Consider the following 26,694-nt stretch of genomic DNA (forward strand, 5'->3'; position numbering starts at 1 on the left):
ATTTTATTCATTCAATCTTCTGATGAATAAAATCCGCCTCTTCTTTATGGCTGCATGGGACCACACCGGTCTTCAGCTTCCGTAAATCATGGAAAGGTACGGGACAGGCTCTTGAGAGAGTTGTCAGAGCCGTACATCCTGATAGAGGTAACGCTTGATGCTCTTCTTGGCGGTCTTCTCAAACTCCTCGGGCCATAACTTGATGCGCGAGATTTGAGCATAGCCGGGCAACTGGGCATTCAGTTCCTGACGGTTCTTCTCCATCAGCTCCTCAATTCGTGCCGGAGAACGGCTTGCCTCACCCAACTCCGACCAATCGGGATATACCAATGCCACCAGACGGTCGTGATTCAGGATGACAATGCTCTCCGAAACATAAAGCATATTGTTCAGCTTGGACTCTATCTCTTCCGGATAAATGTTCTGTCCCGAAGCTGTCAACAACATATTCTTGCACCGTCCCTTGATGAACACATGACCTTCCTCGTCCATGATGGCCATATCGCCGGTATGGAGCCAACCGTCCTTGTCAATAATCTGATGAGTTGCCTCCTCATTCTTATAATAACCCAGCATCACATTGGCTCCCCGACAGACAAGCTCACCGGGAACCGTATGCGGGGAAGGCGAATCAATCTTAAGCTCCATGCGCGGCACAACCTGACCACAGGACATATACTTCAGATTCGTCCAAAAATTATGGCAGATGATCGGACCGCATTCCGTCATGCCGTATGCAATGGTATAGGGGAAGTCTATCAGGCGCAGGAAGGCTTCCACCTCGGCATTGAAGGGAGCACCCCCGATGATGATTTCAATGAAATTTCCACCGAACGTCTGCATCGCCTCCTCGCGTGCCTTCATCTTTATCTTGTCATTGATAATGGGCACCTTCAGCAGGAAACGTCCCAGCTTGGTATCGACACGCGGCAGGATATTCTTCTTGAAAATCTTCTCTACAACCAGCGGTACGCTCGAAATGACCCGGGGACGTATCTCTGCAAACGACTCAGCGATGACTTTCGGCGAAGGCATACGGGTCAGGAACCACAGATGGGCACCCTGACAGACGCCGAACAAAAAGTCGAAGACCATACCGAACACATGTCCCAGGGGCAACATGGACACGATGCTGTCACCCGGACGGAGGGCAATCCGTTCCCGGCAAAGCATCACATTGGAGAGGATGCTGCGGTAAGGCAACATGACTCCCTTGGAGTAACCCGTCGTTCCCGAAGTATAGTTGATGATGGCAAGTTCCTCAGGCTCTTCCCGCCGATAGGCTACCTGCTCCGCACGGAAACTACAGGGGTAATGATGTCCGAAACGCTCGTTGCGATGTGCATGCGCTGCCGAAATCTGTTCCGAACGTGACACCAACAACGAAAAATCAGGCAAGGAGGCAATCGCTTCCAGTCCCGGCATGAATGCCTCGTTCAGGTTCTCCCACACCTGGTCGCCGACAAAGAGCAGGCGTGCTTCAGAGTGGTTGACGATATGATGTACGTTGTCCGGCTTGAACTCATGCAAAATGGGGACTGCCACCGCACCATAAGTGATTACTCCCAGGAAAGCGACCACCCAATGGGCACTGTTACGCCCGCAAATGGCAACCTTGTCACCCGGACGGATTCCTCCATCCTCCAATATAATATGCATCTTGGCTATCTTACGTGCTACGTCCTTATAGCGTAATGTGGCCCCCTTGAAATCGGTGAGCGCATCCAATTCCCAATTCTTCTTAATGCTCTCTTCAATAAGTGCGATAAAACTGTTGTCCATTGTCCTAAGCTTACTATTTAACGGTAAGAATGCGCATTTCTTACCAAAATGTGCACAAACATAGAAAAATAGTCGCGGAGTGAAGGATTAGTCAATAGAAGTTTACATTCTTTTAACAAGGAAGTCTTCGCCAATCCCCATGCTCTTTCGAACTTTGCACGCGGAAAAAGACTTGTTTTTTATGGATAATAATCAACCTATCGCTGCCCTTTTCGATTTGGACGGCGTCATTGTGGATACAGAATCGCAATATACCCTCTTCTGGCGCAGGCAGGGAGAAGCCTACCGTCCGGACATGCCGCACTTTGAACAGCGCATCAAAGGCATGACCCTCACCCAAATCCTGGAGTTCTTTGCCGACCAGCCGGGCATCCCCGAGCGTATTCAGGAGGAGCTCAATCAGTTTGAAACCCGAATGGACTACACCTATATCCCGGGAGCAACAGATTTCATCCGTGCCCTGCGTATACAGAATATCCGCACGGCGGTGGTGACCAGTTCGAATACGAAAAAAATGGAGAATGTCTACCGCGCCCATCCGGAATTCACGTCCTTGTTTGACCGCATCTTTACCGCAGAAGATTTCCAACATTCCAAGCCCGACCCGGACTGTTACCTGCTCGGAGCCCGCGTGTTCGGCACTGTGCCTGAACGTTGCTTCGTTTTCGAAGACTCGTTCAACGGACTGCTGGCAGGCAGACGTGCCGGAATGACCGTCATCGGCCTGTCTACCACCAATCCCGAAGCCGCCATCCGCGACCTGGCAGACGTGGTCATCCCCGACTTCACAGGCTTCAGCGTTGAAAAGATGCACGCACTCATACGGCAATGACACAAAAAGTATAACTTTGCATCCGCTTTACAAGAAGCTCTTGCACATTTATCTAACAAAACGACTAAAAAAAAATCATGTCAGGCTATATTTGCAATGATACGAAGAAAGTGACTACTCACCGGTTGCTGGAAATGAAAGAGAATGGTGAGAAAATCTCCATGTTGACTTCCTACGACTTCACTACCGCCTCCATCGTCGACGGGGCCGGTATGGATGTCATCCTCGTAGGCGATTCTGCCTCCAATGTCATGGCAGGCAACGCCACAACCCTCCCCATCACCGTCGATGAAATGATTGTCTACGGACGTTCCGTGGTGCGGGGCACCCGGCGTGCACTCGTGGTCATCGACATGCCTTTCGGCTCTTACCAGGCTGCTCCTTACGACGGTGTGGCAACGGCCGTCCGCATGATGAAGGAAACCGGAGCCGATGCCCTTAAGCTGGAAGGCGGGGAAGAGTTCATCGATGTCATACGCAAGATAATCAATGCTGGAGTACCGGTCATGGGACACTTGGGACTCATGCCGCAATCCATCAACAAATACGGGACGTACGGCGTACGTGCCAAAGAGGATGCCGAAGCCCAGAAGTTGCTCCACGATGCGCACCTGCTGGAAGAAGCCGGTTGCTTTGCACTCGTTCTGGAGAAGATTCCGGCAACGCTGGCGGCACGTGTCACTGCCGAACTGCACATCCCGGTCATCGGTATCGGTGCCGGAAGCGATGTGGACGGTCAGGTGCTCGTGGTCACCGACATGCTGGGCATGAACAACGGCTTCCATCCGAAATTCCTCCGGCGCTATGCCGACCTTCATACGGTCATGACAGATGCCGTCGGACAATACATCCGCGACGTGAAAGACGGAGATTTCCCTAACGAGAATGAACACTATTAAGCACATGGAAACACCTGTGACCGGTTCGCAACGACCGCAGCGGACAAGACTCTGGACAAACAACATCTGGCTGATTTGCCTGTCGCACCTGCTCTTGTCCACCTCGCTCTATATGCTCATCCCGACCCTCCCCGTATGGCTGGTGGTGAGGTATGGTGCCAATTCGTTTGAGATAGGCGGCATCCTCGCCCTTTCCGGCCTGGTCGCCTTCATGCTGGGCCCATTCTTCAACTACCTGGTTGACCGTTTCCCCCGGAAAAGCGTCTGCGCCTGGGGACTCCTGGGTGTAGCAGCCTGCTCCCTGGGTTTCTATTGGGTTCCCGTTTTGGGCTGGGTCGTCGCATTGCGTGTCGTACAGGGCATGCTGCAAGGCGTGGCACTCATGGCGTCGGGCAGCACACTTGCCATCGACCTGACGACCTCTCCCCACCGCACGGATGTGAACAATGCATTTGCCTGGTTCGGACGCCTGGGACTGTCCGTCGGGCCGCTGATGGGCTTGCTCGTACAATACCTGTTCGGATTCCACAACGTCTTTATCGCTTCCTTCGTCATCGGCATGTTAGCCTGCCTGTGCGTCCTTTGTCTGAAGGTTCCCTTCCGGGCTCCCTTGTGTCCCCCGAAGTTCTCCCTCGACCGCTTCTGGCTGCCCAATGGATGGCTGATGTTCCTGCAGACCATCCCGGTCGCTGCCGTCACCGGCATATTGCTCGGGACCATCCACCGTTACGAGTTCTACGTCTTCATCATGGTCGGCTTCTGCCTGGCACTGCTCGCCCTGCATTTTGTGTTCCTCAATGCCGACATCCGCTCGGAAATCGTCAGTGGGAACATCCTGTGGGCTGCCGGACTGCTGCTCCTGATATTCCGCGAAGGGACTCCCGCCTTCTATGCCTCCTCCATTCTGATAGGCATGGGTATCGGACTGACCGTAGCCCGTCTGCTGGTGTTCTTCATCAAGCTGTCCCATCACTGTGAGCGCGGCTCTGCCAACACCTCGTACATGTTTGCCTGGGAACTGGGTATCGGACTGGGACTATTCCTGGGATACACGGTCTTCCCCGATCCTTTGGAAAGCTACTGGGTATGCCTGTGGATACTTGCCGGAGCACTCGTGTTCTACCTGCTGCTCACCCACCGCTGGTTCATGGCACACAAAGTGCGGTGAGGACGTCATGACATATTCACACCATTTGTTTGTCCCCTTCCACAAAATGCGTTAACTTTGGCGGACATACTTTAAATACCCTATAAACATGTCAGTAAATAAAGTCATATTGTTAGGAAACGTCGGGAAAGACCCGGAAGTGAGATACCTGGACGGTGGTGTCGCTGTAGCAACTTTTCCGCTTGCCACCACGGAACGGGGGTATACACTGCCCAACGGGACAAAAGTCCCGGACCGCACCGACTGGCACAACATCATCTTGTGGAGAGGATTGGCACAAGTGGCCGAGAAATATGTGCATAAAGGCGACAAGCTCTACATCGAAGGGAAACTCCGTCCCCGCACGTATGACGACCATAACGGAATCCGCCGCTCCGTCGTCGAGATTTATGCCGACGTGATGGAGATGTGCTCCTCGCCGCGCCCTGCCGCTCCTGCCAACACGGCGACGGCGTCCGCTGAACCGAACACGGCAACGGCTTCGGAGGCTACTGACAGCAACGACGGCTTGCCCTTCTAACCCTATTGTTTCACTAATTCATCAGTTTTGGACTCAGATTCGTATTCGCGCTTTTGGACAGACATTGCCAACCAAGTGACAGTAACCATGCCCGATGTGGGGACGTGGTTCATCCTTCTGCTGACCCTGCTCCTGCTCATGGCTTCGGGCATGGTGTCAGCCTCTGAAACAGCCTTCTTCTCGCTCACACCGGGCGAACGCAACCGGATTGAACAGGGGGAATCAGCCGCCTACCGGCGCATCCACTCCCTGTTGAAGGATTCGGAACGCCTGCCCGCCACCCTGCTCATTGCCGACAACTTCATCAACGTCGCCTTCATCATCCTGGGCAACCATGTGCTCATGCAGTCGCTCGATTACGGCGTGCCGGCCGCTCTCACCCTCTTCTTCAATACCCTTATCCTGGCGGTTCTGATTCTCCTGTTCGGGGAAATCATGCCCAAGACCTATGCCGCCCGGCATGCCTTGCCCGTCTGTCGTACGGCCTCCCCCTTCCTCACCTTCTTCCGACGCCTCTTCCGCCCCGTCTCCGGAGTGTTGATACGTGCCCATCGGACGGTCAACCAGGTAGTGGTCAAGGAGAACTACAACATCTCGGTCGATGAACTCTCGCAGGCACTGGAGCTGACGGACAAGAACGACATATCCGACGAACAAAGCATGCTGCAAGGCATCATCCGCTTTGGAGGAGAGACCGCCAAGGAAGTCATGACACCCCGTCCCGACATCGTCGGCCTGGACATACAGACTCCCTTCCCGGAAGTAATCCGCTGCATCATCGACAATGCCTATTCGCGCATCCCCATCTACCAACGGTCACGCGACAACATCAAAGGCATCCTCTATATCAAGGACCTGCTGCCGCACCTGGACAAGGGGAACACCTTCCGTTGGCAGTCACTGATACGTCCTCCTTACTTTGTTCCTGAAACCAAGATGCTCGACGACCTGCTGCGCGAGTTCCAGCAGAACAAGGTGCACATGGCCATCGTCGTCGACGAGTTCGGAGGAACATCGGGACTGGTCACCATGGAAGACATCATCGAGGAAATCGTGGGCGAAATCAACGACGAATACGATGAAGACGAACGCACCTACATCAAGTTCAACGACTCGACCTACATCTTTGAAGGCAAGACGCTCCTGTCCGACTTCTACAAGATTGTCGGGACCGATGAAGACAGCTTTGAAGATGTGGTCGGAGAAGCCGATACCTTGGCCGGGCTTCTGCTGGAACTGAAGGGCGAGTTCCCCAAACGGCACGAGAAACTGACGTACCGCAACTTCACCTTCGAAATCCTGGAAATGGATGAACGGCGCATCCTGAAAGTAAAAGTCACCTTGTCCCCTCTTCCGGGTAAAGACGAGGAAACAGCTCATTCCTGATTCGCTCCCCATGCCTCTCTATCGTTCAGCACCCCTGACTGACGACGGCGGATGGGCCGTCTGGAAGGTAACGGAAACGGAAGCGACACTACGCTCCCTGTTACCGGCGGAAGGAGCCTACCTGCAGGAACTGTCACTGTTTCAAGCTCACCCCAAGCGTAAGTTAGAGCGCCTCGCCGTCCGCACGTTGATGTTCAACTGCTGGAAGACAGAACACCCGGTGGCTTACACTCCCGACGGCAGACCTTATCTGACGGACGGCACTTACTCCATCAGCATCTCCCACACCGACGGCTACGTCGCGCTATGCTGGCATCCGCATCACGACGTGAGCATCGACATCGAACGCCTTTCTCCCAAAGCCCTCCGCCTGAGTACCAGATTCATGCATCCGGACGAACATGCCGAAGGCGACCCACTGACGGCAGCCGTACTACATTGGAGCAGCAAGGAGACTCTGTACAAGCTCCTTCGCCGGCAAGAAGACACAGACTTCCTCCACCACCTCCGTATCCATCCTTTCATCCTTGCTTCCCAAGGTCAGCTGACGGGAGAAGACCTTCGCGACAGCCGGGAGCGCTTTACCATTGATTACCTTTTGGACACAGACTTTGTACTGACACGAGCCATGCGCCAGCCATTCTAACGAAACGAAGTCCAAGCTTTCAGTTCCACGCCGTGGGAATCGTAGTCCCACGCCGTGGGAATCACAGTTCCACGCCGTGGGAATCACAGTTCCACGCCGTGGAACTCACAGTCCCAAAGCCTGGAACTCACAGTCCCAAAGCCTGGAACTCGCAGTCCCAAAGCCTGGAACTCGCAGTCCCAGAATATGGACTTCCGATTGGGACTGCCATTTCAGGATACAGGCAGGAGGAAACAACTGATTATGAATCACTTTTCAGCATCTGTAAACGAATCGGTCATTCACCGTCTGAAGTTCAGTCTCATATCAGGAAAAGACTTCAGGCAGTGAATGACCGACAGGGAATACATGTGATAGCCGGATAAGAGGAACACCTCACCGGATGGTTACCTTAATCTTTGCTCTTGGGCAGGATGAAATTGAGGATGACGCCGACGATCGCCGCCAGGCCGATACCGGATAGCGAGAATTCACCCCAGGTGAAAGTCGCTCCTCCAATTCCAACGGTCAGCGTAAGGGAGAAAATAACAATGTTACGCGTATTGGACAAGTCAACCTTATGTTGCTGGATATTGGCAACCCCCGCCGTGGCAATGGTTCCGAAAAGCAAGAGCATGATGCCTCCCAGGACAGGACCGGGAATCGACTTTAGCAGAGCACTCACTTTTCCGACAAGCGAAAAGACGATGCCGGCAACGGCAGCGATACGGATGACCTGCGGATGGGTGACCTTGGTAATCGACATGGCACCTGTAACCTCGGCATACGTGGTAACGGGAGGACCGCCCAGGATGCCCGCGGCAAAACAGGCAAGGCCATCGCCGAGAAGAGTCCGGTGCAGTCCGGGATCCTTGACAAAGTCCTTTTGTGCCACCGTATTGACCACATAGATATTGCCGATATGCTCAATCACAGGAGCAATGGCAACGGGGAGCATGAATAGGAGTGCCTCCCAGGAGACCGTCGGATGTACAAAACGGGGAAGACCAATCCAGGCTGCCTCGCGCACACCGGTCAGGTCCACGTCCCCGGTAGCAAGGGCAACCAGGTAACCGGCAACAATTCCGCAGAAAATGGGAATCAGACGAAGCAACCCACGCCCCTTGACCGACACGAGCACGGCTACAGCCAGTGAGATGAGGGCAAGGGGCCAGTCGGCTTCCGCCATCTGAACCCCGGTACCTGCCAACGAAATACCGATGAGGATGATGACGGGACCAATGACTACCGGAGGAAAGAGACGGTTGATGACGGCAATGCCCTGCCAACGGACAAGCGCACTCATCAGGAAATAGACGAGACCCACGCCCGTGAGTCCAAACAACGTCCCGGAAAGTCCATAAAGCTCGGTAGCTTTGACAATAGGTGCAATAAAGGCAAAGCTGCTACCGAGAAAGATAGGAACTTTGCCTTTGCTGACAAGATGAAAAATAAGAGTACCGATGCCTGCCGTAAAAAGAGCCGTCGAAGGGTCAAGCCCTACAAGCAAGGGAACAAGCACCGTAGAACCGAAGGCAACGAAGAGGAACTGAACGCCGACGATGCCTTTGCGGAGAGTGGTGAGCTGGTTTGTTTCTGTTTTCATGAGGTTTGGTTTAACAGTTGCAAAGGTAAGTTTTCTAATCGACAATCGGGCATCACCTGTTGGCTATTTTGAGACGACAGAGGCAACTCTCCGCATCCGGACAAAAAGACGGATAAAAGGCGACTTGAAAGGGGGGATGAATCCTTCAAGTTTACTATCTTTGGAGACTTCAATCCTAAGTTATACAACTAAAAACAAAGTACTATGACCAACAAACACATGCGTAACTGGCTGTTGCTGGGCGGACTGTTTCTGCTGTCTCTCGCCGCATCGGCAGCCAATGATTCTCTACGTATTGCCCAACGCGACGCCATCCTGGCGCAAATCACCGGGGCTTCCCTTCCTGAACGTACGTTAACCATCACTTCTTTCGGCGCCAAAGGGGATGGAAAGACGGACTGCAAGCCTGCCTTCGACAAAGCCATGAAACGGGCTGCCAAGGTGGGTGGAGCCCGTATTGTCGTACCGGCAGGTACCTATTGGCTGGAAGGACCTATCCATTTTGTGAGCAATGTCAACCTGGAGCTTCAGGAAGGTGCCACACTGAAGTTCTCGCCCGAACCGTCGAGTTATCTGCCGCTGGTAAAGACCAGTTGGGAAGGAACGTTCGTACAGAACTACAGTCCGTTCATCTACGGCTATGGACTGGAGAATGTCGCCATCACAGGGCGGGGAACCATTGACGGCAATGCCGGAAGCACGTTTGCCACCTGGCGCAGCAAGCAACGTGAAGGGCAGCAGCTCAGCCGTCAGATGAACCATCAAGAGGTTCCCGTTGCCGAGCGCAACTTCGGCGAAGGCTACTGGCTGCGTCCGCAACTCATCCAGTTCTTCAACTGCCGGAACATCACCCTCTCGGGGGTATTCATCACGAATGCGCCTTTCTGGTGCATTCACCTGCTGAAATCAGAGAATGTCATCTGCCGCGGCTTGCGCTATGATGCCAAGCTGGTTAACAATGACGGCATTGACCCTGAATATACACGCAATGTCCTGATCGAGGACATCGAATTCAATAATGGCGACGACAATGTAGCCATCAAATGCGGACGAGACAACGACGGCTGGGCAACAGCCACTCCCTCAGAGAACATCATCATCCGCCACTGCAAGTTCAAGGGACTGCACGGCGTAGTCCTGGGCAGCGAGATGTCGGCAGGCGTACAACGTATCTTCATAGAAGACTGCACATATGCAGGCTATTGCAAACGAGGCATCTACATCAAGACGAATCCTGACCGTGGAGGCTTCATCCGCGACATTTATGTGAACAACTGTGAGTTTGATGAAGTGGAAGACTTGTTCTATGTGACTTCCATGTATGGAGGAGAGGGACTGGACAACGTACACTTCACGGAGGTATCGGGCATCCATGTCGACAACCTGCGTTGCCGCAAGGTCCGCGCCGCAGGACTGGTGCTTCAGGGCACGGAAGCAAAGCCTATCACCGACGTGACTTTCAACCGGGTGAACATCGGGGAAGTAAAGACCGCATTGAGTTTCTCCAACACCATCGGTGTCAAGGTGGATAATTGCCACCTGGGTGGAACGGTTGGCGTGCCGTCCATGGCCAAATAAAATGAGGGGTTCTTGAGTATGTCAGGCAGGCCAGAAGGGGCTATCCTGCAATCTGGTCATCCCAGATTTCCCAACCTGCCTGTACAAACTCAAGAACCCTGTACTTTAGAAACTATATCGAAACAGTTCTCCGGTCGTTACACTTACCGTTGAGCCAAAGGAACATACTCAACCGTATCAAGCACATTCTTGTATGCCGGACGGATGATACGTTTGCCTTCGAAGTTCAGTTCCTCATTGCGGTGTGCACACCATCCCACGATACGGGCCATCGCGAACAGAGGCGTGTAGATCTCGCGAGGAAGTCCAATAAGCTCATAGATGAATCCGGAGAAGAAGTCAATGTTGCTGCTGACCGTCTTGCCGTTGTTCTTCACACGATAGAAGGTGTCAATCGCGCGTTCCTCAAGCAGCTCCAGGAAAGCAAACTCTTCTTCCCTGCCCTTTTCCTTTGCCAAGGCATGTGCCAGGTCCTTCAGAAGGAGTGCACGCGGGTCGGAGATGGTATATACGGCATGACCGATACCATAAATCAACCCCTTCTTGTCATAAACCTCCTTATTCAGCATGCGAGTAAAGTAAGTGTCGATTTCATCGGCATTGGTCCAGTCATGAATAGCCTCTTTCAGGTGGTCAAACATGGCTGCCGCCTGCAGGTTCGCACCTCCGTGAAGAGGGCCCTTGAGCGAACCGATACCCGCAGCAATTGCCGAATAGGTATCTGTTCCTGTGGATGAGGTGACACGTACGGTGAAAGTAGAGTTATTACCACCACCGTGCTCTGCCTGGAGCACAAGCAGAAGGTCCAGCATCCGTGCATCAAGCTCGGTATAGCGGTGCTTCAGCATATAAAGGAAGTTCTCGGCAATCGAAAGGTTCTCTTGCGGATGGCGGATATGGAGTGAACGCCCGAAGGTCGCATGGCGTAACATGTTGTAGGCATACGCAATGATGGTGGGGAACTTCGATATCAGTTCGATGCTCTGACGGACGAGGTTGTCGCGTGAGGTATCATCAGCCTTGGGGTCAAATCGGTACATCTCCAGCACACTCCGTGCAAGGATGTTCATGATGTTCGTCCCTTCCAATTCGATGATATTCATCTTTGTCTTCTGTTCGAGCGGCATATTCTCATTGATCAACTCCTTGAAGTTAGCCAACTCTTCCTTATCGGGAAGTTTGCCCGAGAGCATCAGGTAAGCCACTTCCTCAAAGCCGAACCGTTTCTCCTTCAGGATGTTTCCGGCGATGTCTTCCAAATCATAGCCCCGATAATAGAGCTTACCGGGAATGGGCTTAAGTCCTCCGCCGGGAATACGTTCGTATCCGACCACATTACCTATCTTCGTCAGACCAACCAGCACGCCGGTACCGTCTTCGTTGCGTAAGCCACGCTTCACGTCATATTTGGAGAACAGCTCCGTATCGATACGGGTACAGTCTTTCACATCCTCCGAAAGCTTGTAAACTAAATATTCTTTCTTCATCTCTCTGGATTTTTTATGGGTTAGATTCTTTTAGCGGACGAAGTCACCAGCGACAAGCAGCCACCGCAACAGTCAGAGACCTGCCTGACCACCTGTCGGCTGACGCTTTCATCCTTTAGTCAACAATACGTTTTACTATCTCTTGGGCAAATACCGAGGTCGGGAGTGCTACGCCACCGTCCATGAAACGTGCCAGATCGCGTGTTGCACGACCTTGCGAGAAGCTGTCTTCCAATGCCCGGGTAATCAGTGCGGCAGGCTCCTTCCAGCCCATGTATTCAAGCATCATCACAGCCGAGAGGACCAGCGAACAAGGATTGACGGCATCTTGTCCGGCAAGAGCAGGTGCCGTTCCGTGTGTTGCCTCAAAGATGGCATGTCCGGAGTTGTAATTGATATTTGCTCCCGGTGCGATGCCAATACCTCCCACCATGGCAGCCAGCTGGTCGGAGATATAGTCACCATTGAGGTTCAGCGTTGCCACTACCGAATATTCCGTGGGCTTCAGCAATGTATTCTGCAAGAAGGCATCAGCGATGCAGTCCTTCATTACCAGGCGTCCGTCAGCCAGAGCGTCGCCAAACTCACGTTCAGCCAACTCATACCCCCATTTGCGGAAACACCCTTCGGTAAACTTCATGATATTTCCCTTATGAACGAGAGTTACCGAAGGCAATCCGTGTTCCAGAGCATAACGGCATGCAGCACGAACAAGTCGCTCCGTTCCCTCTTTCGAAACCGGCTTCACACCGAACGATGAGGTCTCGGGAAAGCGTACCTTCGTAACGCCCATCTCATTATGAATGAAATCGTAAAATTTCTTCGCTTCAGGAGTACCTGCCTCCCACTCAATCCCGGCATAAATGTCTTCCGTATTTTCACGGAAGATATGCATGTCGACCTTCTGCGGCTCCTTAACCGGAGACACCACGCCCCGGTACCAGCGCACCGGACGCAAACAAACATACAAATCGAGTGTCTGTCTGAGTGCGACATTCAGCGAACGTATGCCTCCTCCTACAGGAGTAGTCAAAGGACCTTTAATTCCCACCAAATACGTCTTGAAAGCTTCCATCGTCTCATCAGGAAGCCACGAACCGGTCGCATTGTAGGCCTTCTCTCCTGCCAGGACCTCTATCCACTCGATGGACCGACGTCCCTCATAAGCCTTTTTCACTGCGGCATCGACAATAAGCTGCATTGCCGGCGTTATCTCTGCTCCTACACCATCTCCGGTAATATAAGGAATGGTAGGGCAATCGGGCACATGAAGTGTCCCGTCTGCTGATTTGGTAATCTTACTCATTTTCTGTCTTCTTCTCCTTATTATATATGTATCGTAAATACTCACACCATGATGGGTGCTACTTTCATTCTATTTGTGTTGGTTTGCATTCAAAGCCGATCCGGCACGGAACCAGGCAATCTGCTGTTCATTATAAGTATGCTGTACAGCAAATGTTTCTTCAGTCCCATCCTCATGCAATACACGTACCTGCAAGGGACGTCCGGGTGCAAACTCCTTCAAGCCGATAACCGAGAGGCGGTCCTTTTCGCGGATACGGTCATAGTCCGCCTTGTCTGCGAATGTAAGGGCAAGCATTCCCTGTTTCTTCAGATTGGTCTCATGAATGCGGGCAAAGCTCTTGGCCAGAATAACCTTCACATTGAGGAAGCGCGGTTCCATTGCAGCATGTTCACGGCTGGAACCTTCGCCGTAGTTCTCCTCAGCCACAACAATCGAAGAGATGCCTTGAGACTTGTATTGTTTAGCGACAGCCGATACAGCCTCATACTGACCGGTCAGACGGTTCCACGCGCTGTTGGTCTCCCCATTGAATGCGTTCACTGCGCCCATCAGCATGTTATCGGAAATATTCTCCAAGTGTCCACGGAAACGCAACCACGGTCCGGCCATGGAAATATGATCGGTCGTACACTTCCCTTTCGCCTTCAGCAACAGCGGCATATTGAGCAAATCATTGCCATCCCATGCAGGGAAAGGCATCAACCGTTGCAGACGCTTCGAGTCAGGAGCAATGACAACCTCCTGCCCGGCACCGGTCGGAGCGACATATCCCTCACTGCCCCGAGCAAATCCTGCCTTCGGCAATTCATCTCCCTGAGGAGGATCCAAGCGGACAGCCTCACCGTCCTTGTTCACCAAGGTATCAGTCAACGGATTGAAGCAAAGGTCTCCGGCAATCGTCAGTGCCACCGTCAGTTCAGGGGAGGCAACAAAGGCATGCGTATTCGGATTTCCATCAGCCCGTTTGGCAAAGTTCCGGTTGAACGAAGTCACGATGGAGTTGGGACGTGTCGCATCACCCACCCGCTTCCATTGTCCGATACAGGGACCACAGGCATTGGTCATTATGGTTGCCCCCATCTCTTGGAAGAGTTCAATCAAACCGTCACGTAAAGCTGTTGCACGTATTTTCTCCGAACCGGGATTCACAATCAGAGGCGATGCGCTCTGCAGATGCTTCGTCTGCACCTGACGCGCCAAGGAAGCTGCACGACTCAGGTCCTGGTAGGACGAGTTGGTACACGAACCAATCAAGCCCACCTCCATCCGCTGCGGGTAGCCATTCTCCTTTACCTTACGGGCAAACTCCGAAATAGGGCAAGCTGCATCAGGAGTAAACGGACCATTAATATAAGGTTCCAAGGTTGAAAGGTCGATGTTTATCACACGATCATAATACTGCTCCGGATTCGCAGTAACTTCGGCATCGGCACGCAGGTCTCCCTTCACATCATCTGCCATACGTGCTACGACATCACGTCCGGTTGCACGAAGGTAAACAGCCATCGATTCGTCATAGGGGAAAAGTGAAGTGGTTGCTCCTACCTCGGCTCCCATGTTACAGATGGTAGCCTTACCGGTAGCAGACAGGCTGTCAGCCCCTTCACCGAAATATTCAATGATGGCATTTGTTCCACCCTTTACGGTAAGGATACCTGCCAGTTTGAGAATAATATCCTTTGGAGATGCCCAACCGGAAAGTTTGCCGGTAAGGTGCACACCGATAAGGCGTGGCATCTTCAGCTCCCATTCCATCCCGGTCATTACATCGACGGCATCAGCCCCTCCTACTCCGATTGCAACCATACCCAGTCCACCGGCATTGGGAGTATGCGAGTCAGTTCCAACCATCATACCGCCGGGGAAAGCATAATTTTCCAGCACGACCTGGTGAATGATACCGGCTCCGGGCTTCCAGAACCCGATACCGTAACGGGAAGCAACCGATTGCAGGAAGTCGTAGACCTCCTTATTCGTAGTCAGTGCCTCAGGCAAATCGACTTTGGCTCCACGATAGGCTTGAATGAGGTGATCACAATGAACCGTTGACGGAACAGCCACCCGATCTTTTCCTGCATTCATGAATTGCAGAAGGGCCATCTGCGCCGTTGCATCCTGCATGGCCACGCGATTGGGGCGAAAATTCACATAATCTTCTCCCCGTTTGAACGAGCGTAAGTCTGCGTCACCATAGAGATGTGTATATAATATTTTCTCCGCATAAGTCAGCGGGCGAGCTAATTTCTCTCTAATTCTCCCGATTTTAGCCGCATACGCTTCATAGAACTCCTGTAACATTGATAAATCTTGTACCATATTTTCCCTTTCCATTTGTTAGTTTATTTCAGAATTGTATTAATTACTACCTCGCAAATATAAGAGTTATAATATCAATTCAAAAGTTTTAGTGCGATAAAATGCAATTATTTTTAGGGTGTCATACGTACACAATACTCCGTTCCATGGTATTCCTGCCCATAATTCTCTCTCCAGATTCCCAATCTTCATACGCAATAAGCACCTCTATTCAGCAGGGTAAAGGGAAAGCCATGCATCCAGCGGCGCAGGCATAAAAAAAGTGCCGTGACAACAGGCTGCTTCTTTTGGCAACACCTTTGTCACGGCACCTCTATTTATGTTTCAAGCAAGCTTCTAATCAAGTAAACCAGCGTACATAGCAGAAGTCTTGACGATGAGGCAACTCAGGATGCTTCGGGAACATACGGTAGGAAAGGCTGAAGCTTCCGGCATTGTTCAGCACATGCACACACTGGAAGGTGTACAAGTTGCCTTCCTGCTTCACGACTTCCATCGGTTCTACCGAGTAGATGTGCTCCTGACCATCCTTGTCCTTATGCATGGTTACCAGCTCTACACCGATGGCGTCATTCAGACCTTTCTCATCCAGTACGAGCGTCATTGTATATTCCTTACCGCTCTCAACGCCTCCTTCAAGCAACGCTTCCGAACGTGCTGTCGAGATGACCTGAATGCTGTCCCAACGTTCAGCTACAGCCAACTTCCATGCTGCAAGTTCTTTTGCCTTGGCATAGTTGTCTTCCAGCAGGTGGTGATAACGGGCAGCCTCCTTGCAGTAGAACTTCTCATAGTAATCATCCAACTGACGCTTCATGGTGTAGTGAGGAGCAATCTGTGCAATCGAATTCTTGATGGTACGTACCCAACCTTCTGAATAGCCTTTCCGGTTGCGGGCATAATACAACGGCAGAATTTCTGTCTCAAGCAGACTGTAGATGGTAGCAGCATCCAGTTCATCCTGATATGCCTGATTTTCATAGGTACGTTTATCCGTTAACGCCCATCCGGCACCTTCGCGGTAGCCTTCCAGCCACCAGCCATCGAGCACGGAGAAGTTGATGACACCATTCATCAAAGCCTTTTCACCCGATGTACCGGATGCTTCCAGCGGACGGGTCGGCGTGTTCAACCAAATATCCACACCTGAAATCAGGCGACGTGCCAACTTCATGTCATAGTTCTCCAGGAAGATAATCTTGCCCAGGAACTCGGGACGGCGGGAAATCTCAACAATCTGTTTGATCAAGCCCTGACCGGCTCCATCGTGCGGGTGAGCCTTACCGGTAAAGAGGAACTGTACGGGATAATCGGGATTGTTCACGATTTTTGCCAAACGGTCCAAATCGGTAAACAACAAGTGGGCGCGCTTATAGGTAGCGAAACGACGTCCGAAACCGATGAGCAGTGCATTCGGGTTGATCTTCTCCATCACCGAAACAACACGAGAGGGATCACCTTGACGCTTCAACCAGTCTTCACGGAACGACTTGCGGATGTAGTCAATCAGTTTCTTCTTCAGAATCTGACGGGTAGCCCAAATCTCTTCATCGGGTACATCGTAAATCTTCTCCCAAATCTTCGGGTTTGACAAATCAGACAAGAAGTGGGCATCGAAATGTCTGTTATACAAATCCTGCCACTCCGTAGCACACCAGGTCTGGAAGTGTACACCGTTCGTCACATAGCCGACATGGTTCTCTTCCGGATAATATCCTTTCCAGATACCGGCAAACATCGCCTGAGACACTTTACCGTGCAACTTGCTCACGCCGTTCACTTCCTGACATGTATTGCAAGCAAAAGTTGACATGCAGAACCGTTCGTTGTGGTCACCCGGGTTCATACGGCCCAAATCCATCAAGTCATCCCAGCTGATGCCCAACATCTGCGGGTAACCGCCCATATACTTGCCAAACAAACCTTCATCAAAATAATCGTGACCGGCAGGAACCGGAGTATGTACCGTGTAGAGGGAAGAAGAGCGAACCAGTTCGAGTGCTTCGTCGAAAGTCAGACCCTTCTCTACGAAATCGCACAGACGTTTCAAGTTACAAAGAGCGGCGTGACCCTCATTGCAGTGGTAGATATCCTTCTCAATACCCAAAGCTTCCAGCGTCAGCATACCACCGATACCCAGCAGAATCTCCTGTTTCAGACGGTTTTCCCAGTCACCACCATACAGCTGTGAAGTAATCGGACGGTCAAACTCACTGTTCATCTCATTGTCCGTATCCATCAGGTACAAAGGAATACGGCCCACATTCACGCGCCAGATATAAGCATGTACCCAATAGTTCATGTAAGGAACCTTCACAACCAACGGCTGGCCATTCTTGTCCATGACGCGCTCAATCGGCAGGCTTCCGAAATTTTGGGCTTCATAGTTTGCAATCTGCTGTCCGTCCATTGCCAACGTCTGGGTAAAATAGCCATGACGATAGAGCAGACCAATACCGCACATGTTGACATTACTGTCCGAAGCCTCCTTCATGTAGTCGCCGGCCAATATACCCAAACCTCCTGAATAGATTTTCAGCACATGGCTCAAACCATATTCCATACAGAAATAAGCCACGGAAGGACGGGTCTTGTCCGGTTCCACATCCATGTAAGCACGGAAGTTGTCATAGACCTCATCCATGCGCTTAAGGATGACTTTATCCTTTGCCAGCTCTTCCAACTGTTCGTAGCTCAAATGCTCCAGCAACAAAACCGGGTTCTGACCAACTTCTTTCCAAAGAGCAGGGTTCAAATCCTCAAACAGATCCGTTGCCTCATGATTCCACGACCACCACATGTTGCGTGAGAGTTCCGACAACTTCTTCAGTTCATCAGGGATTCTAGACTTTACAGTAACCTCTTTCCAACTTGGAATATTTGCGTTACTAATCTTGACTTTCATAATAAATCGAAGTTATTTGTTTAGTTCTATTTTTAATTGCATCTCAAGACAGACGGGCTTTCACTTTCTGCAAAGCCACATCGTATGCGTCGTAATAATATTCGATGAAGTGTTTCCACAATGCCTTCTCCGAGATGGCGGCAGCCCGTTTCCGTATATCCTTTATCTCCTTGTCTGAAAGATGGGAGAAATCCGTCACCGTATCCTTGATGGCATCCGCCACTTCTGAATAGTTATAGTCCGAACGGTGGATCACTTTCACCCCGTCAGCCAACGTACTATAGCTGCCATCTGTCTTCAAGGAGTTTGCCCACAACCCGAAACCTGCCAGATCGGTCGTAATGGTCGGTACGTGGAAAGCGATACTCTCCAGCGGGGTATATCCCCACGGTTCGTAATAGGAAGGATAAATCGTCAGGTCATTGCCCAAGATAATATCATAATAGGAGAAATTCAGGATACCATCGTTCCCATCCAGATAACACGGAAGGAAGATAATCTTCACTTTGTCTGCCGGAGCATTCGCCATGCCCAGGTATTTCAGCTGGTCCAGCACTTTGTCATTGCTCATGTCGTGCAACCAGTGAGTTACGAAGGGACAATAAAGAGGAGTATCGAATGTCTGCTTGCTGTTCAACCGTTCTTTCAGGTCTTCGCGAGGTTCACCGACCCAACCGGGGACAGTGACAAAGGCAACCACATCCTTGTTCAGGTTCTTATCGCGGTTCAAACGGTTCATGGCTTCCAAATAGACATCCTGTCCCTTGTTCTTGAACTCATAACGTCCACTGGTACTTACCAGAATCGTATCATCGCCCAGATTTGTCCCCAACAACTTGTTTGCCAGATTAAGCAAAGCCGCACGTGCCTTTTTACGCTTGGCTGCATAGCTGTTGCCCTTCGGCACGAAATCGTCTTCAAAACCGTTCATCAAGACTACATCCACCGGCTTGTCCAACAATTCCCGACATTCATTGGCCGTAATTTCGCTGACAGTTGTAAAACAGTCGACATGATGTGCGGTCTGCTTCTCTATGGAGTGTTTGGACTGCATATTCAGCTCTTCAGCCATCTGGTCGCCATTGTAAGCGAACAGATAATCATACAAAGGTTTGTTATTACCGGCAATGGAACGACCGATTGAAGTAGCGTGCGTCGTGAAGATGGTTGCTATTTCAGGGACATGCTTATGAATATAAAGGGCACCCAGACCGGTCATCCATTCATGAGCCTGGTAGATGACCTGATCGGCAGCGGTCAGCTTATGGTAACGGAAATAGCTTTCAACAACCCTTCCTGCTGCGTAGGAAAACATCGAAGCCTCGTCATAATCGCCGTAGGCATGCAGTGAATCGACCTTGAAATCGAGCCAGGCTTGCGTGTATATTTCATTCTTTACTGCATAAAAGCCATTGAAATCAACCAGGAAGACAACAGGTTTCCCGGGAATGTTCCAACGTCCTGCCCGTATTTCCAGCTGCTCTTGCTCACGGGCACTTGACAACCACTCTTTATACAGCTCATCATCTTCTAAAAATAAGGGATTGCTCTTCCCTTTCCATACATCCGGTCCTATAAAAAAGAGGTGATCTCCAAACTTCTCATGCAGGGTCTTTGCTCTTGTTGAAAGAACGGTATATATGCCACCCACCTTGTTACATACTTCCCAACTTGATTCGAAAATGTAACCGGGGCTTAAGTTATGTACTCCCATAATCTCGAAAATTTTTTGCAAAGATATAAAATCTCTCCGATAAAAATAAAAAAACATTATATTTTTGGCTCTCAAAGTGAACGATTTATCTCCTGAAAGCCTTCAGTTTTCCAACAGCAACATCAAGCTGCTTTCTCCTTTTGGCGCTTCAACTGTGTCCCCACAATTGCCAGAATTACGGCAAACAGTACCACGACGATGCCCATAACCTGCAACAGGCTGCACGTCTCGCCCAAGAAGGTCACACCCATCACCACTGCCGTCAACGGCTCCATACAACCCAAAATGGCAGTCGTCGTGGAGCCTACCCGCTTCACGGCAAGAATCAGGGTCAAATCGGACACCAGCGTAGGAACCAATGCCAACAGGACCAGATGAATGCCTGTCGAGACATCGGGGATAGGCGAAAAGCTTCCATCCTGAACCAGAACATTGATGAAGAAGATAATGGCACAATTGAGCAAGACGTAAAAGGTCATCTTCAGCCCGTCCATGTCACGTAAGCGGAACTTCTGGATACCTACAATATAGGTGGCATACGTGCAGACCGTTATCAGGGCGAGAGTCAGCCCGACGGTATTGAAGCTTGCCCCCTCACCGGAATTGCCCAGAAAGCCTACACCGACCACCGCCAGTGCAGTGGCCAGGTAAATGACCCAATTTCCACGTTCCTTGAACAGCAATATCATAATCAGTGTCACCAGAACCGGATAGAGGAAATGGATGGTTGTTGCCATCCCACTGGGAATGTACAGGTAGGAAAGCGTCAGCAACATGGAAGTTGCCGCATAGAAGATACTGAGCAGACACAGCATCTTATATTCATTCTTTGTTACCTTGAACGAGGTTCCCTTTATCAGCAGGACGACTCCCATCGCCAGGAACGAGAGAAAGAAACGGAGGAACACAACCGTATTGACTGCCACCCCGGCATGGATAGCCGGCAATGCGAAAAAAGGTACAAGTCCGAATGTAGCGGACGACACAATTGCGTAAACAAGCCCTTTGACTGACTTCATAGACAAACAGAATTTTATCGCAGATGCCTCAGGCGTTGTCTCAAACGCTCGCGCACCGGTTTTTCTACAACTATTAAAGTGACGGCGGTCAGAACCATCAGAATACCCAACATAATCTTCGGCGTCAGTTGCTCATGGAACAAGGTTACCCCAAAGAAGAGGGCGGTGACCGGCTCTAAGGCACCGAGAATGGCTGTCGGCGTGGAGCCTATGTGATGAATGGCAGTGGTCGTACACATCAGCGAGACGACCGTCGGGAGTGAAGCCAATGCCAACACATTGCACCATCCGCCGACCGAACGCACCGGCACAAGGTTCATGCAGAAGTCCAGGCGGACGACATAAATCAAAACTCCGAAAACCAGCGCATAGAAAGTCAGGCGCATGATGGAGATATTTTTCAGAATGGACTGGTTGACGCCCACAATATAAACGGCGTATGACAAGGATGACAACAGGACAAAGGCCAGACCGACCAGGCTCAATGGAGCACCGTCGGTTCCCTTTGAAAGGAATGAGATACCGCACAAAGCCAACAGGATGCCTCCCCACACAATGGGTGAGATGCGTTCATGAAAGCAAATCATCATGATGAGAGCAACCAGAACCGGATAGACGAACAGGATGGTCGAGGCAATGCCGGCATCCATATAGTTATAGCTCAAAAACAACAGCAGTGATGAACTGGAGAAAATCAACCCGGCAAGCACCAGAGGAATAATTTCCTTCTTCTGCAACCGGAACGACTCGCCCTTCCACTTCATCAACAGGGCCAACAAGACAATTGCCAATCCATAGCGATAGAACAAGACGGAGTCGGCATTCAGACCTTCCTCATACAACGGAAGGGTAAACAAAGGATTCATCCCGTAGGTGACGGCAGCTATGATGCCACACGTAAAACCTTTCGTTTTAGCACTAAACATTACCTCTATCATTTAAAAGTCCGCAAAGGTACATATATTCACGGGAACTCCTTCCCTGAATCTGCCGAATTTTTCGCCTGACGGCAACACGGAATCATCAGGCAGGGCGGGATGCCCGGTCAAACTGTTTTTCCCGCCCGCCGATAATTTCCGGTTGGACCTCGGGACTGGAGGTCCCATCTGCCTATACCGGCTCCCAGGCCTCAATCTCCCCGCCGATTTCTATCTTCACCTGTTCGGGGTTCTTGTCGATGACCACGGAGAGCACATGCTCTATGCCCGGCTTAAATACAAAACTGCTTTCAACCAAATAAGATACTCCTTTCATGACTACTTCCAACAGAGGACGACGACCGGGCAGCCGTTGCGGAACAATGATGGCAGCATATTTATGCCCGCCCAAGGAACGGGCACGAATCGTCTGCTCGGACCCATAGGCATATTTTGTGGCAATCCCCACACTGAGGTCAATGGTTGCCGAGGGGACAGTATGATGGATATAGACTTCAGCATCGTCAGGCAGCTCGCCTTCAAAATCTTCTCCTTTGATCAGACGGACCTGAAGCTTGCTCAGGATGTGACGGAACTGCAAGGTCACGGATTCTGTTCCAGCCTCCTGACCACGGGCTGAGGCAAAGAGGAAATCACTTGCCTCGTATCCGCCCGGACGCACATCGGTGGCAGGACGGTTCTGGTCCAACTCAACTTCAAAAGGATAGTCGTCAACGGAAGTGACGGACGACGTGTAAGGGTAATAGGCAAATACGTCATACGTCCCTCCATTCCAATAGATGGGTTGGGGAGCCTGCCAACCGGAGGTGTCCTTCCACGTCAGCGGAGCATTGTTCACCTCGTTGCCCGCCGGCTCCAACGGCTGTCCGGAAACAGCGACGTAGAGACCGATGCTGTCACCGGAATCAAAGTGATTGTCCGCAACCCGGGAAGGCGCTGTTCCGACTTCCGGATAGCGGACGTCAAACCGCATCCTGTCTGCCGTGCTTTCCGGTTGCATCATTTCCGGCTCCTCCTGTCCGGTGCAGGCTGCTACCGACAGGAATGTCCAGGCTATACTCAAAAATAGAACTGTTTTCATCGTTTTCCTCATTTAATCTTACTACTGAACCGAACGGCGGATGGAAGGCGAGCCCCGATGTATCTGCGGAGCGTAATGAGCTCCCCTGGCACCATATCCGGCGTAGGGTGGAACGACAACACGTGTGGCAGCACCGGCACTGCGCTTGTCGTTGGCGACAAATTTCTCGAACGTGTATTCCTCGCCGGCGTATGTCAGGATACGGCGCACGATTGATTCGCGGCTGATGGTACTGTAATAGGGTATGTCGTTATTCATACAGCTGTTTTGCTCTGAACGCCATACCCCGCGATTGTGCATGAACCCTCCTTCGAACACGTCTACAATGTCACTATAACGGTCGTCAAAGATGAGATGACTCCAGGGCACCTCGTGCATCTTGCCCGTCAGGGCCAGGTTGTCATACCAACCATTGGCTTTCGCCACATTGAAGGCTTCGACATGTCCGCAACAAGTACATGAACAGAAGTCTATGAATTCGTTGTGATAGATGTATTCATCACCCAGTTTGCCAAAGCCATGTCCACCAGCCTCATGCTGGATGACTCCGCGTGCATCATACGGGTAACCGTAGTTGCTCATGGGACAGAACGCAATGGCAGAACCGTCATCCCACATCTGGCAGATGCCGCCGTAATCGGTCGTGTTGGGAGTCATCACAATCAAGGCCCGGTTGAGATTGTCCCGGGTTACCGGAGTGCGCATGTCCACCACATACTGGAACACGGCATCATAGTCACACCGCAAACCGACTCCTCCCGTGAACGTCGTCCCAAACTTGGAGTAACGGATTGTATTGACCGTCCCGATTCCACTCTCCGGAGAGAGGGCGATGGCCGTATAGACGTTGAAGTAGTCGCGATAGGTCGTATAAGGCTCGATGGCGAAGAAATGTTCCACCTGCTCGTTCATGGCTTTCAGGTAATCTCCGCGCGCAATGTCTTCTGCATTGAAGCCATCTCCCAGGAAGACCAGATTGACCCCGTTCCCCTTGGTCGCACGCTGCAAGGTGACCACTTCATCTTCATCATATTCATAGTCATACTGGGAAACAGTGCATCGGGCGGTATAATCCTTGTCCGTCAGACGGAAGACAATCTCGCCGGTGCGCTGTTGTGCACCTCGGTTCATGGCATGGATGGTCAGTGTCAGCTCGGTCTTCCGATTGCCTGACGTAGCAGACAGGCTGCACCAGTCCGGCATGGAGTCTACCGTCCACTCGCCCTCGGAGTCAATCACCAGCGTACGCTTGCACTCGGTATTGATGGCACAAGCCAGTGCAGGACGGCACACCAGCTCATGATGAGCCGTGATGCGTTTGAACTCACTCCATCCCGGTTCTGCTTGATACTGTTGCACCGACGACTCGGGCACCTCCACGGCAAAGTTGTCCTTGGGCACCCCGTCAAAAGCTTTCCCCTGGACATAAGGCGGAACGGTCCCCTTGCAAACGATACCGCCCAGTCCGGTACACATATAGAACGCATTGTTCATGATGCTCTCCACCCCGGCAGAGAAGACAATCCCTTCAAGTCCCTTACATTCATAGAAGGCATACTGCCCGATGGTCAGTACCTCTTCCGGAATTTCCAGTATCCCCGACAAACGCCAGTTGGAGCCCCCGTCCGGACTTCCAAACACATAGTTTCCAATGGAACGGAGCCTCTTCGGCAAGACGAGCACGCCCGAAAAGTCGCATCCGTCAAACACATAGTCATTGAGCACCAGCAAGTCTTTCGGCAGGACAAGCTCTCCCTTGAAATGGCATCTGCTGAACGCATGCTTGCCGATGGTGGTAATGCCGTCATGCAGTTGCAGGGTCCCGTCAAAGCCACAACGTTCGAACACGTTGTCCATAAGAGTCGTCACGCCTTGGGGAATCTCCAGGCTGCCGGTCAGTCCGGAACAGTCGGCAAACGCATAATCGCCGATGTGCTGCAAGTTCTCCGGCAGATGCAGGCTGCCATACAGATTGGCACAGAACTCAAAACAGTTGTCGCCAATGTACTCCAGCCCGGTGGGCAGTTTCAGCTCACAGGCAAACTTGCAATTCTTGAACGGACCGCCATACCAATACTTCTCCTCCCCGTGCCCCAGCCGTTTCAGCGTAGAGGGCAGGGTGAGTATCCCCGTGAACGACTGGCAGTCTACGAAAGCGCCGGCATAGATATCCGTCACACCCTCCGGAATAGTCAACGAACCGGAAAGGTTCTTGCAGCCTTCGAAGGCGGCACAATTGATTACTTTCAGGCGGTCGGGCAGAATCAGGCGGTACAGGCTCTCCTTGCCTCCCAATGCCCCTTCGGGTATCTCGTCCTCATCGTACGTACGGCGTTGCAAGGCGCCCGTACCATAGTGGAGCAACGTGTCCGTACGGGCTATCTTGACCTCTTTCAGGTTGAGGGACTGCAGATAGTCCATCGAGTCGCGCATGAAGTAAAAGTCCACTCCGTTTATCTCACCGGTAATCTTCAGGTTACGCAGTTCACGAAAATCCTTATTGGCAGCAAGGATGGCCTCCCGCAAATGCCCCGCTTCCGAATCAATGATGATGTACTCCTTCGCCGTCGCATCATGCGAGGCAAGGTCCGCCTCCCACGGCGTGACGGACTCTCCCGTCAGTGTGAACACATACTCTCCTGCCGGACTTTTCTTGTCCACCCGGATGGTGAAGTTATGCATCCTGCCGACCTGATAAGTGAAATCGTCAGCCTTTTTAAAGGTATAGTTGACTCCACCGACAGTCAGGACGAACAGCTCCTTCCCGGCAGGGATCGTCTGTGGAACGACAATGGCGCGATATTCACCCCCGTGAGTGTAAGGGATGGTTCCGGTCTCTTCGGGGTCTCCCACGGGGGTCACCGTCCCCGTAGCCAGGTCGATGGTTGCATCGCGGACGGTATTCTTCACCAGCACCATCTTTTCCAGCCGCTCCCATTCACCGTCCGCAAAGCCCTCTCCTTTTGCCAGAGTCACGCGGGCATTGCTCATGCGGTGACGGAGTGACAGACGGATGACCTTCTCCGTCGGAGCAATCTTCTCGGCTTTTCCCCAAAGGAAATCACTGGCTTCATAACCTCCCAGTGCCCCTCCTTCGGCCGCACGCGACTGGTCCTTCTGCACCGTAAACTCGTACGCATTGACATCCCCGGGGGAAGCAAACGGATAATAGCCATAAATGTCGACGGGAGTATGTTCGTCCTTCCAATAGATGTCGTAGGCAGCATCCCAACGGTAGGCAGCCTCATCGAATGTATGCTTTACATTGGTGGCACGGTTGCCGGCGTCCTGCAAGATTCCGGGGACATTCCCCTGGTAATCGACGACATACACGCCCATGACGTCACCGTCACAGAAACCGCCGTCGTCCACACGCGTCAGTGCCAGCTGGTCAATCTCTCCTGCCAGGGTAATCGGCACTCTTTCTGCCTGTCCCGACAGGACCGCCTCTTCCTTGCAGGCGGACAGCCCGCCCAACAGGACGAGACAGAGAATCCCCATATAATGATAAATGATGTTCTTCATAGCT

The 26,694-nt window shown here is 51.8% G+C and carries 18 protein-coding genes; 7 read left to right on the plus strand and 11 right to left on the minus strand.

The annotated features are described in order from the left end of the window. Nucleotides 1-123: 123 nt before the first annotated feature. Nucleotides 124-1,782, minus strand: a complete 1,659-nt coding sequence (locus C8275_RS10425; protein ID WP_106485061.1) for an AMP-binding protein — start codon at nucleotides 1,780-1,782, stop codon at nucleotides 124-126. Nucleotides 1,783-1,963: 181 nt separating this feature from the next. Between C8275_RS10425 and C8275_RS10430 the strand changes: the two genes are divergently transcribed. The 6 genes from C8275_RS10430 to C8275_RS10455 all read left to right on the plus strand — a co-directional run bounded on the left by C8275_RS10430 (nucleotide 1,964) and on the right by C8275_RS10455 (nucleotide 7,233). After that, the gene (locus C8275_RS10430) at nucleotides 1,964-2,614 is read left to right on the plus strand and encodes an HAD family phosphatase (RefSeq protein ID WP_106485062.1); all 651 of its coding nucleotides are present in this window, start codon (nucleotides 1,964-1,966) and stop codon (nucleotides 2,612-2,614) included. Between the two features lie 77 nt (nucleotides 2,615-2,691). Continuing rightward, nucleotides 2,692-3,513 carry a 3-methyl-2-oxobutanoate hydroxymethyltransferase gene (gene panB, locus C8275_RS10435; RefSeq protein WP_106485063.1) on the plus strand — a complete coding sequence of 274 codons (822 nt, stop codon included), beginning with the start codon at nucleotides 2,692-2,694 and terminating at the stop codon, nucleotides 3,511-3,513. Next, entirely contained in the window at nucleotides 3,500-4,681 is a 1,182-nt protein-coding gene (locus C8275_RS10440) for an MFS transporter (protein ID WP_022385760.1), read from the plus strand. Before panB ends, C8275_RS10440 begins: the two co-directional genes overlap by 14 nt. 88 nt (nucleotides 4,682-4,769) lie before the next feature. Next, nucleotides 4,770-5,201 carry a single-stranded DNA-binding protein gene (locus C8275_RS10445; protein ID WP_022385761.1) on the plus strand — a complete coding sequence of 144 codons (432 nt, stop codon included), beginning with the start codon at nucleotides 4,770-4,772 and terminating at the stop codon, nucleotides 5,199-5,201. Nucleotides 5,202-5,228: 27 nt separating this feature from the next. Next, a complete protein-coding gene (gene gldE, locus C8275_RS10450; RefSeq protein ID WP_369861189.1) occupies nucleotides 5,229-6,587 on the plus strand; it encodes a gliding motility-associated protein GldE in 1,359 nt (452 codons plus the stop codon). Nucleotides 6,588-6,597: 10 nt separating this feature from the next. Continuing rightward, the gene (locus C8275_RS10455) at nucleotides 6,598-7,233 is read left to right on the plus strand and encodes a 4'-phosphopantetheinyl transferase superfamily protein (protein WP_106485065.1); all 636 of its coding nucleotides are present in this window, start codon (nucleotides 6,598-6,600) and stop codon (nucleotides 7,231-7,233) included. Between the two features lie 391 nt (nucleotides 7,234-7,624). Here the strand turns inward: C8275_RS10455 and C8275_RS10460 are convergent, their stop codons facing one another. Further along, nucleotides 7,625-8,818, minus strand: a complete 1,194-nt coding sequence (locus tag C8275_RS10460; RefSeq protein WP_106485066.1) for a uracil-xanthine permease family protein — start codon at nucleotides 8,816-8,818, stop codon at nucleotides 7,625-7,627. 219 nt (nucleotides 8,819-9,037) lie between these two features. Here C8275_RS10460 and C8275_RS10465 point away from each other — a divergent pair, with 219 nt between their 5' ends. Next, on the plus strand, nucleotides 9,038-10,396 hold the full coding sequence (locus tag C8275_RS10465; RefSeq protein ID WP_106625805.1) for a glycoside hydrolase family 28 protein: 1,359 nt from the start codon (nucleotides 9,038-9,040) through the stop codon (nucleotides 10,394-10,396). 143 nt (nucleotides 10,397-10,539) lie between these two features. On the opposite strand, the gene C8275_RS10470 is transcribed toward C8275_RS10465, so the two are convergent. The 9 genes from C8275_RS10470 to C8275_RS10510 form a co-directional block, all read right to left on the minus strand. After that, on the minus strand, nucleotides 10,540-11,883 hold the full coding sequence (locus tag C8275_RS10470; RefSeq protein ID WP_106485067.1) for a citrate/2-methylcitrate synthase: 1,344 nt from the start codon (nucleotides 11,881-11,883) through the stop codon (nucleotides 10,540-10,542). 115 nt (nucleotides 11,884-11,998) lie between these two features. Then, complete coding sequence (gene icd / locus C8275_RS10475) at nucleotides 11,999-13,189, minus strand: NADP-dependent isocitrate dehydrogenase (RefSeq protein WP_106485068.1); 1,191 nt, start codon at nucleotides 13,187-13,189, stop codon at nucleotides 11,999-12,001. Nucleotides 13,190-13,258: 69 nt separating this feature from the next. Further along, on the minus strand, nucleotides 13,259-15,508 hold the full coding sequence (locus tag C8275_RS10480) for an aconitate hydratase (protein ID WP_106625806.1): 2,250 nt from the start codon (nucleotides 15,506-15,508) through the stop codon (nucleotides 13,259-13,261). Nucleotides 15,509-15,848: 340 nt separating this feature from the next. Beyond that, nucleotides 15,849-18,413: an alpha-glucan family phosphorylase gene (gene glgP, locus C8275_RS10485; protein WP_022385769.1), complete on the minus strand. Its 2,565-nt coding sequence runs from the start codon at nucleotides 18,411-18,413 to the stop codon at nucleotides 15,849-15,851. Nucleotides 18,414-18,456: 43 nt separating this feature from the next. After that, nucleotides 18,457-20,127, minus strand: coding sequence for a glycogen/starch synthase (locus tag C8275_RS10490; protein WP_106625807.1), 1,671 nt, complete (start codon nucleotides 20,125-20,127; stop codon nucleotides 18,457-18,459). A gap of 122 nt (nucleotides 20,128-20,249) precedes the next feature. Continuing rightward, nucleotides 20,250-21,146 (minus strand): DMT family transporter, encoded by an 897-nt coding sequence (locus tag C8275_RS10495; protein WP_106485069.1) that lies wholly within the window; start codon nucleotides 21,144-21,146, stop codon nucleotides 20,250-20,252. Between the two features lie 14 nt (nucleotides 21,147-21,160). Continuing rightward, the gene (locus tag C8275_RS10500) at nucleotides 21,161-22,072 is read right to left on the minus strand and encodes a DMT family transporter (protein ID WP_106625808.1); all 912 of its coding nucleotides are present in this window, start codon (nucleotides 22,070-22,072) and stop codon (nucleotides 21,161-21,163) included. Nucleotides 22,073-22,256: 184 nt separating this feature from the next. Continuing rightward, nucleotides 22,257-23,165 carry a fimbrillin family protein gene (locus C8275_RS10505; RefSeq protein ID WP_157948244.1) on the minus strand — a complete coding sequence of 303 codons (909 nt, stop codon included), beginning with the start codon at nucleotides 23,163-23,165 and terminating at the stop codon, nucleotides 22,257-22,259. A 21-nt stretch (nucleotides 23,166-23,186) separates the two neighbouring features. Then, the gene (locus C8275_RS10510) at nucleotides 23,187-26,690 is read right to left on the minus strand and encodes a fimbrillin family protein (protein ID WP_106485071.1); all 3,504 of its coding nucleotides are present in this window, start codon (nucleotides 26,688-26,690) and stop codon (nucleotides 23,187-23,189) included. Nucleotides 26,691-26,694 lie beyond the last annotated feature (4 nt).

The organism is Bacteroides sp. Marseille-P3684 (assembly GCF_900291465.1).
Classification (GTDB): domain Bacteria; phylum Bacteroidota; class Bacteroidia; order Bacteroidales; family Bacteroidaceae; genus Phocaeicola_A.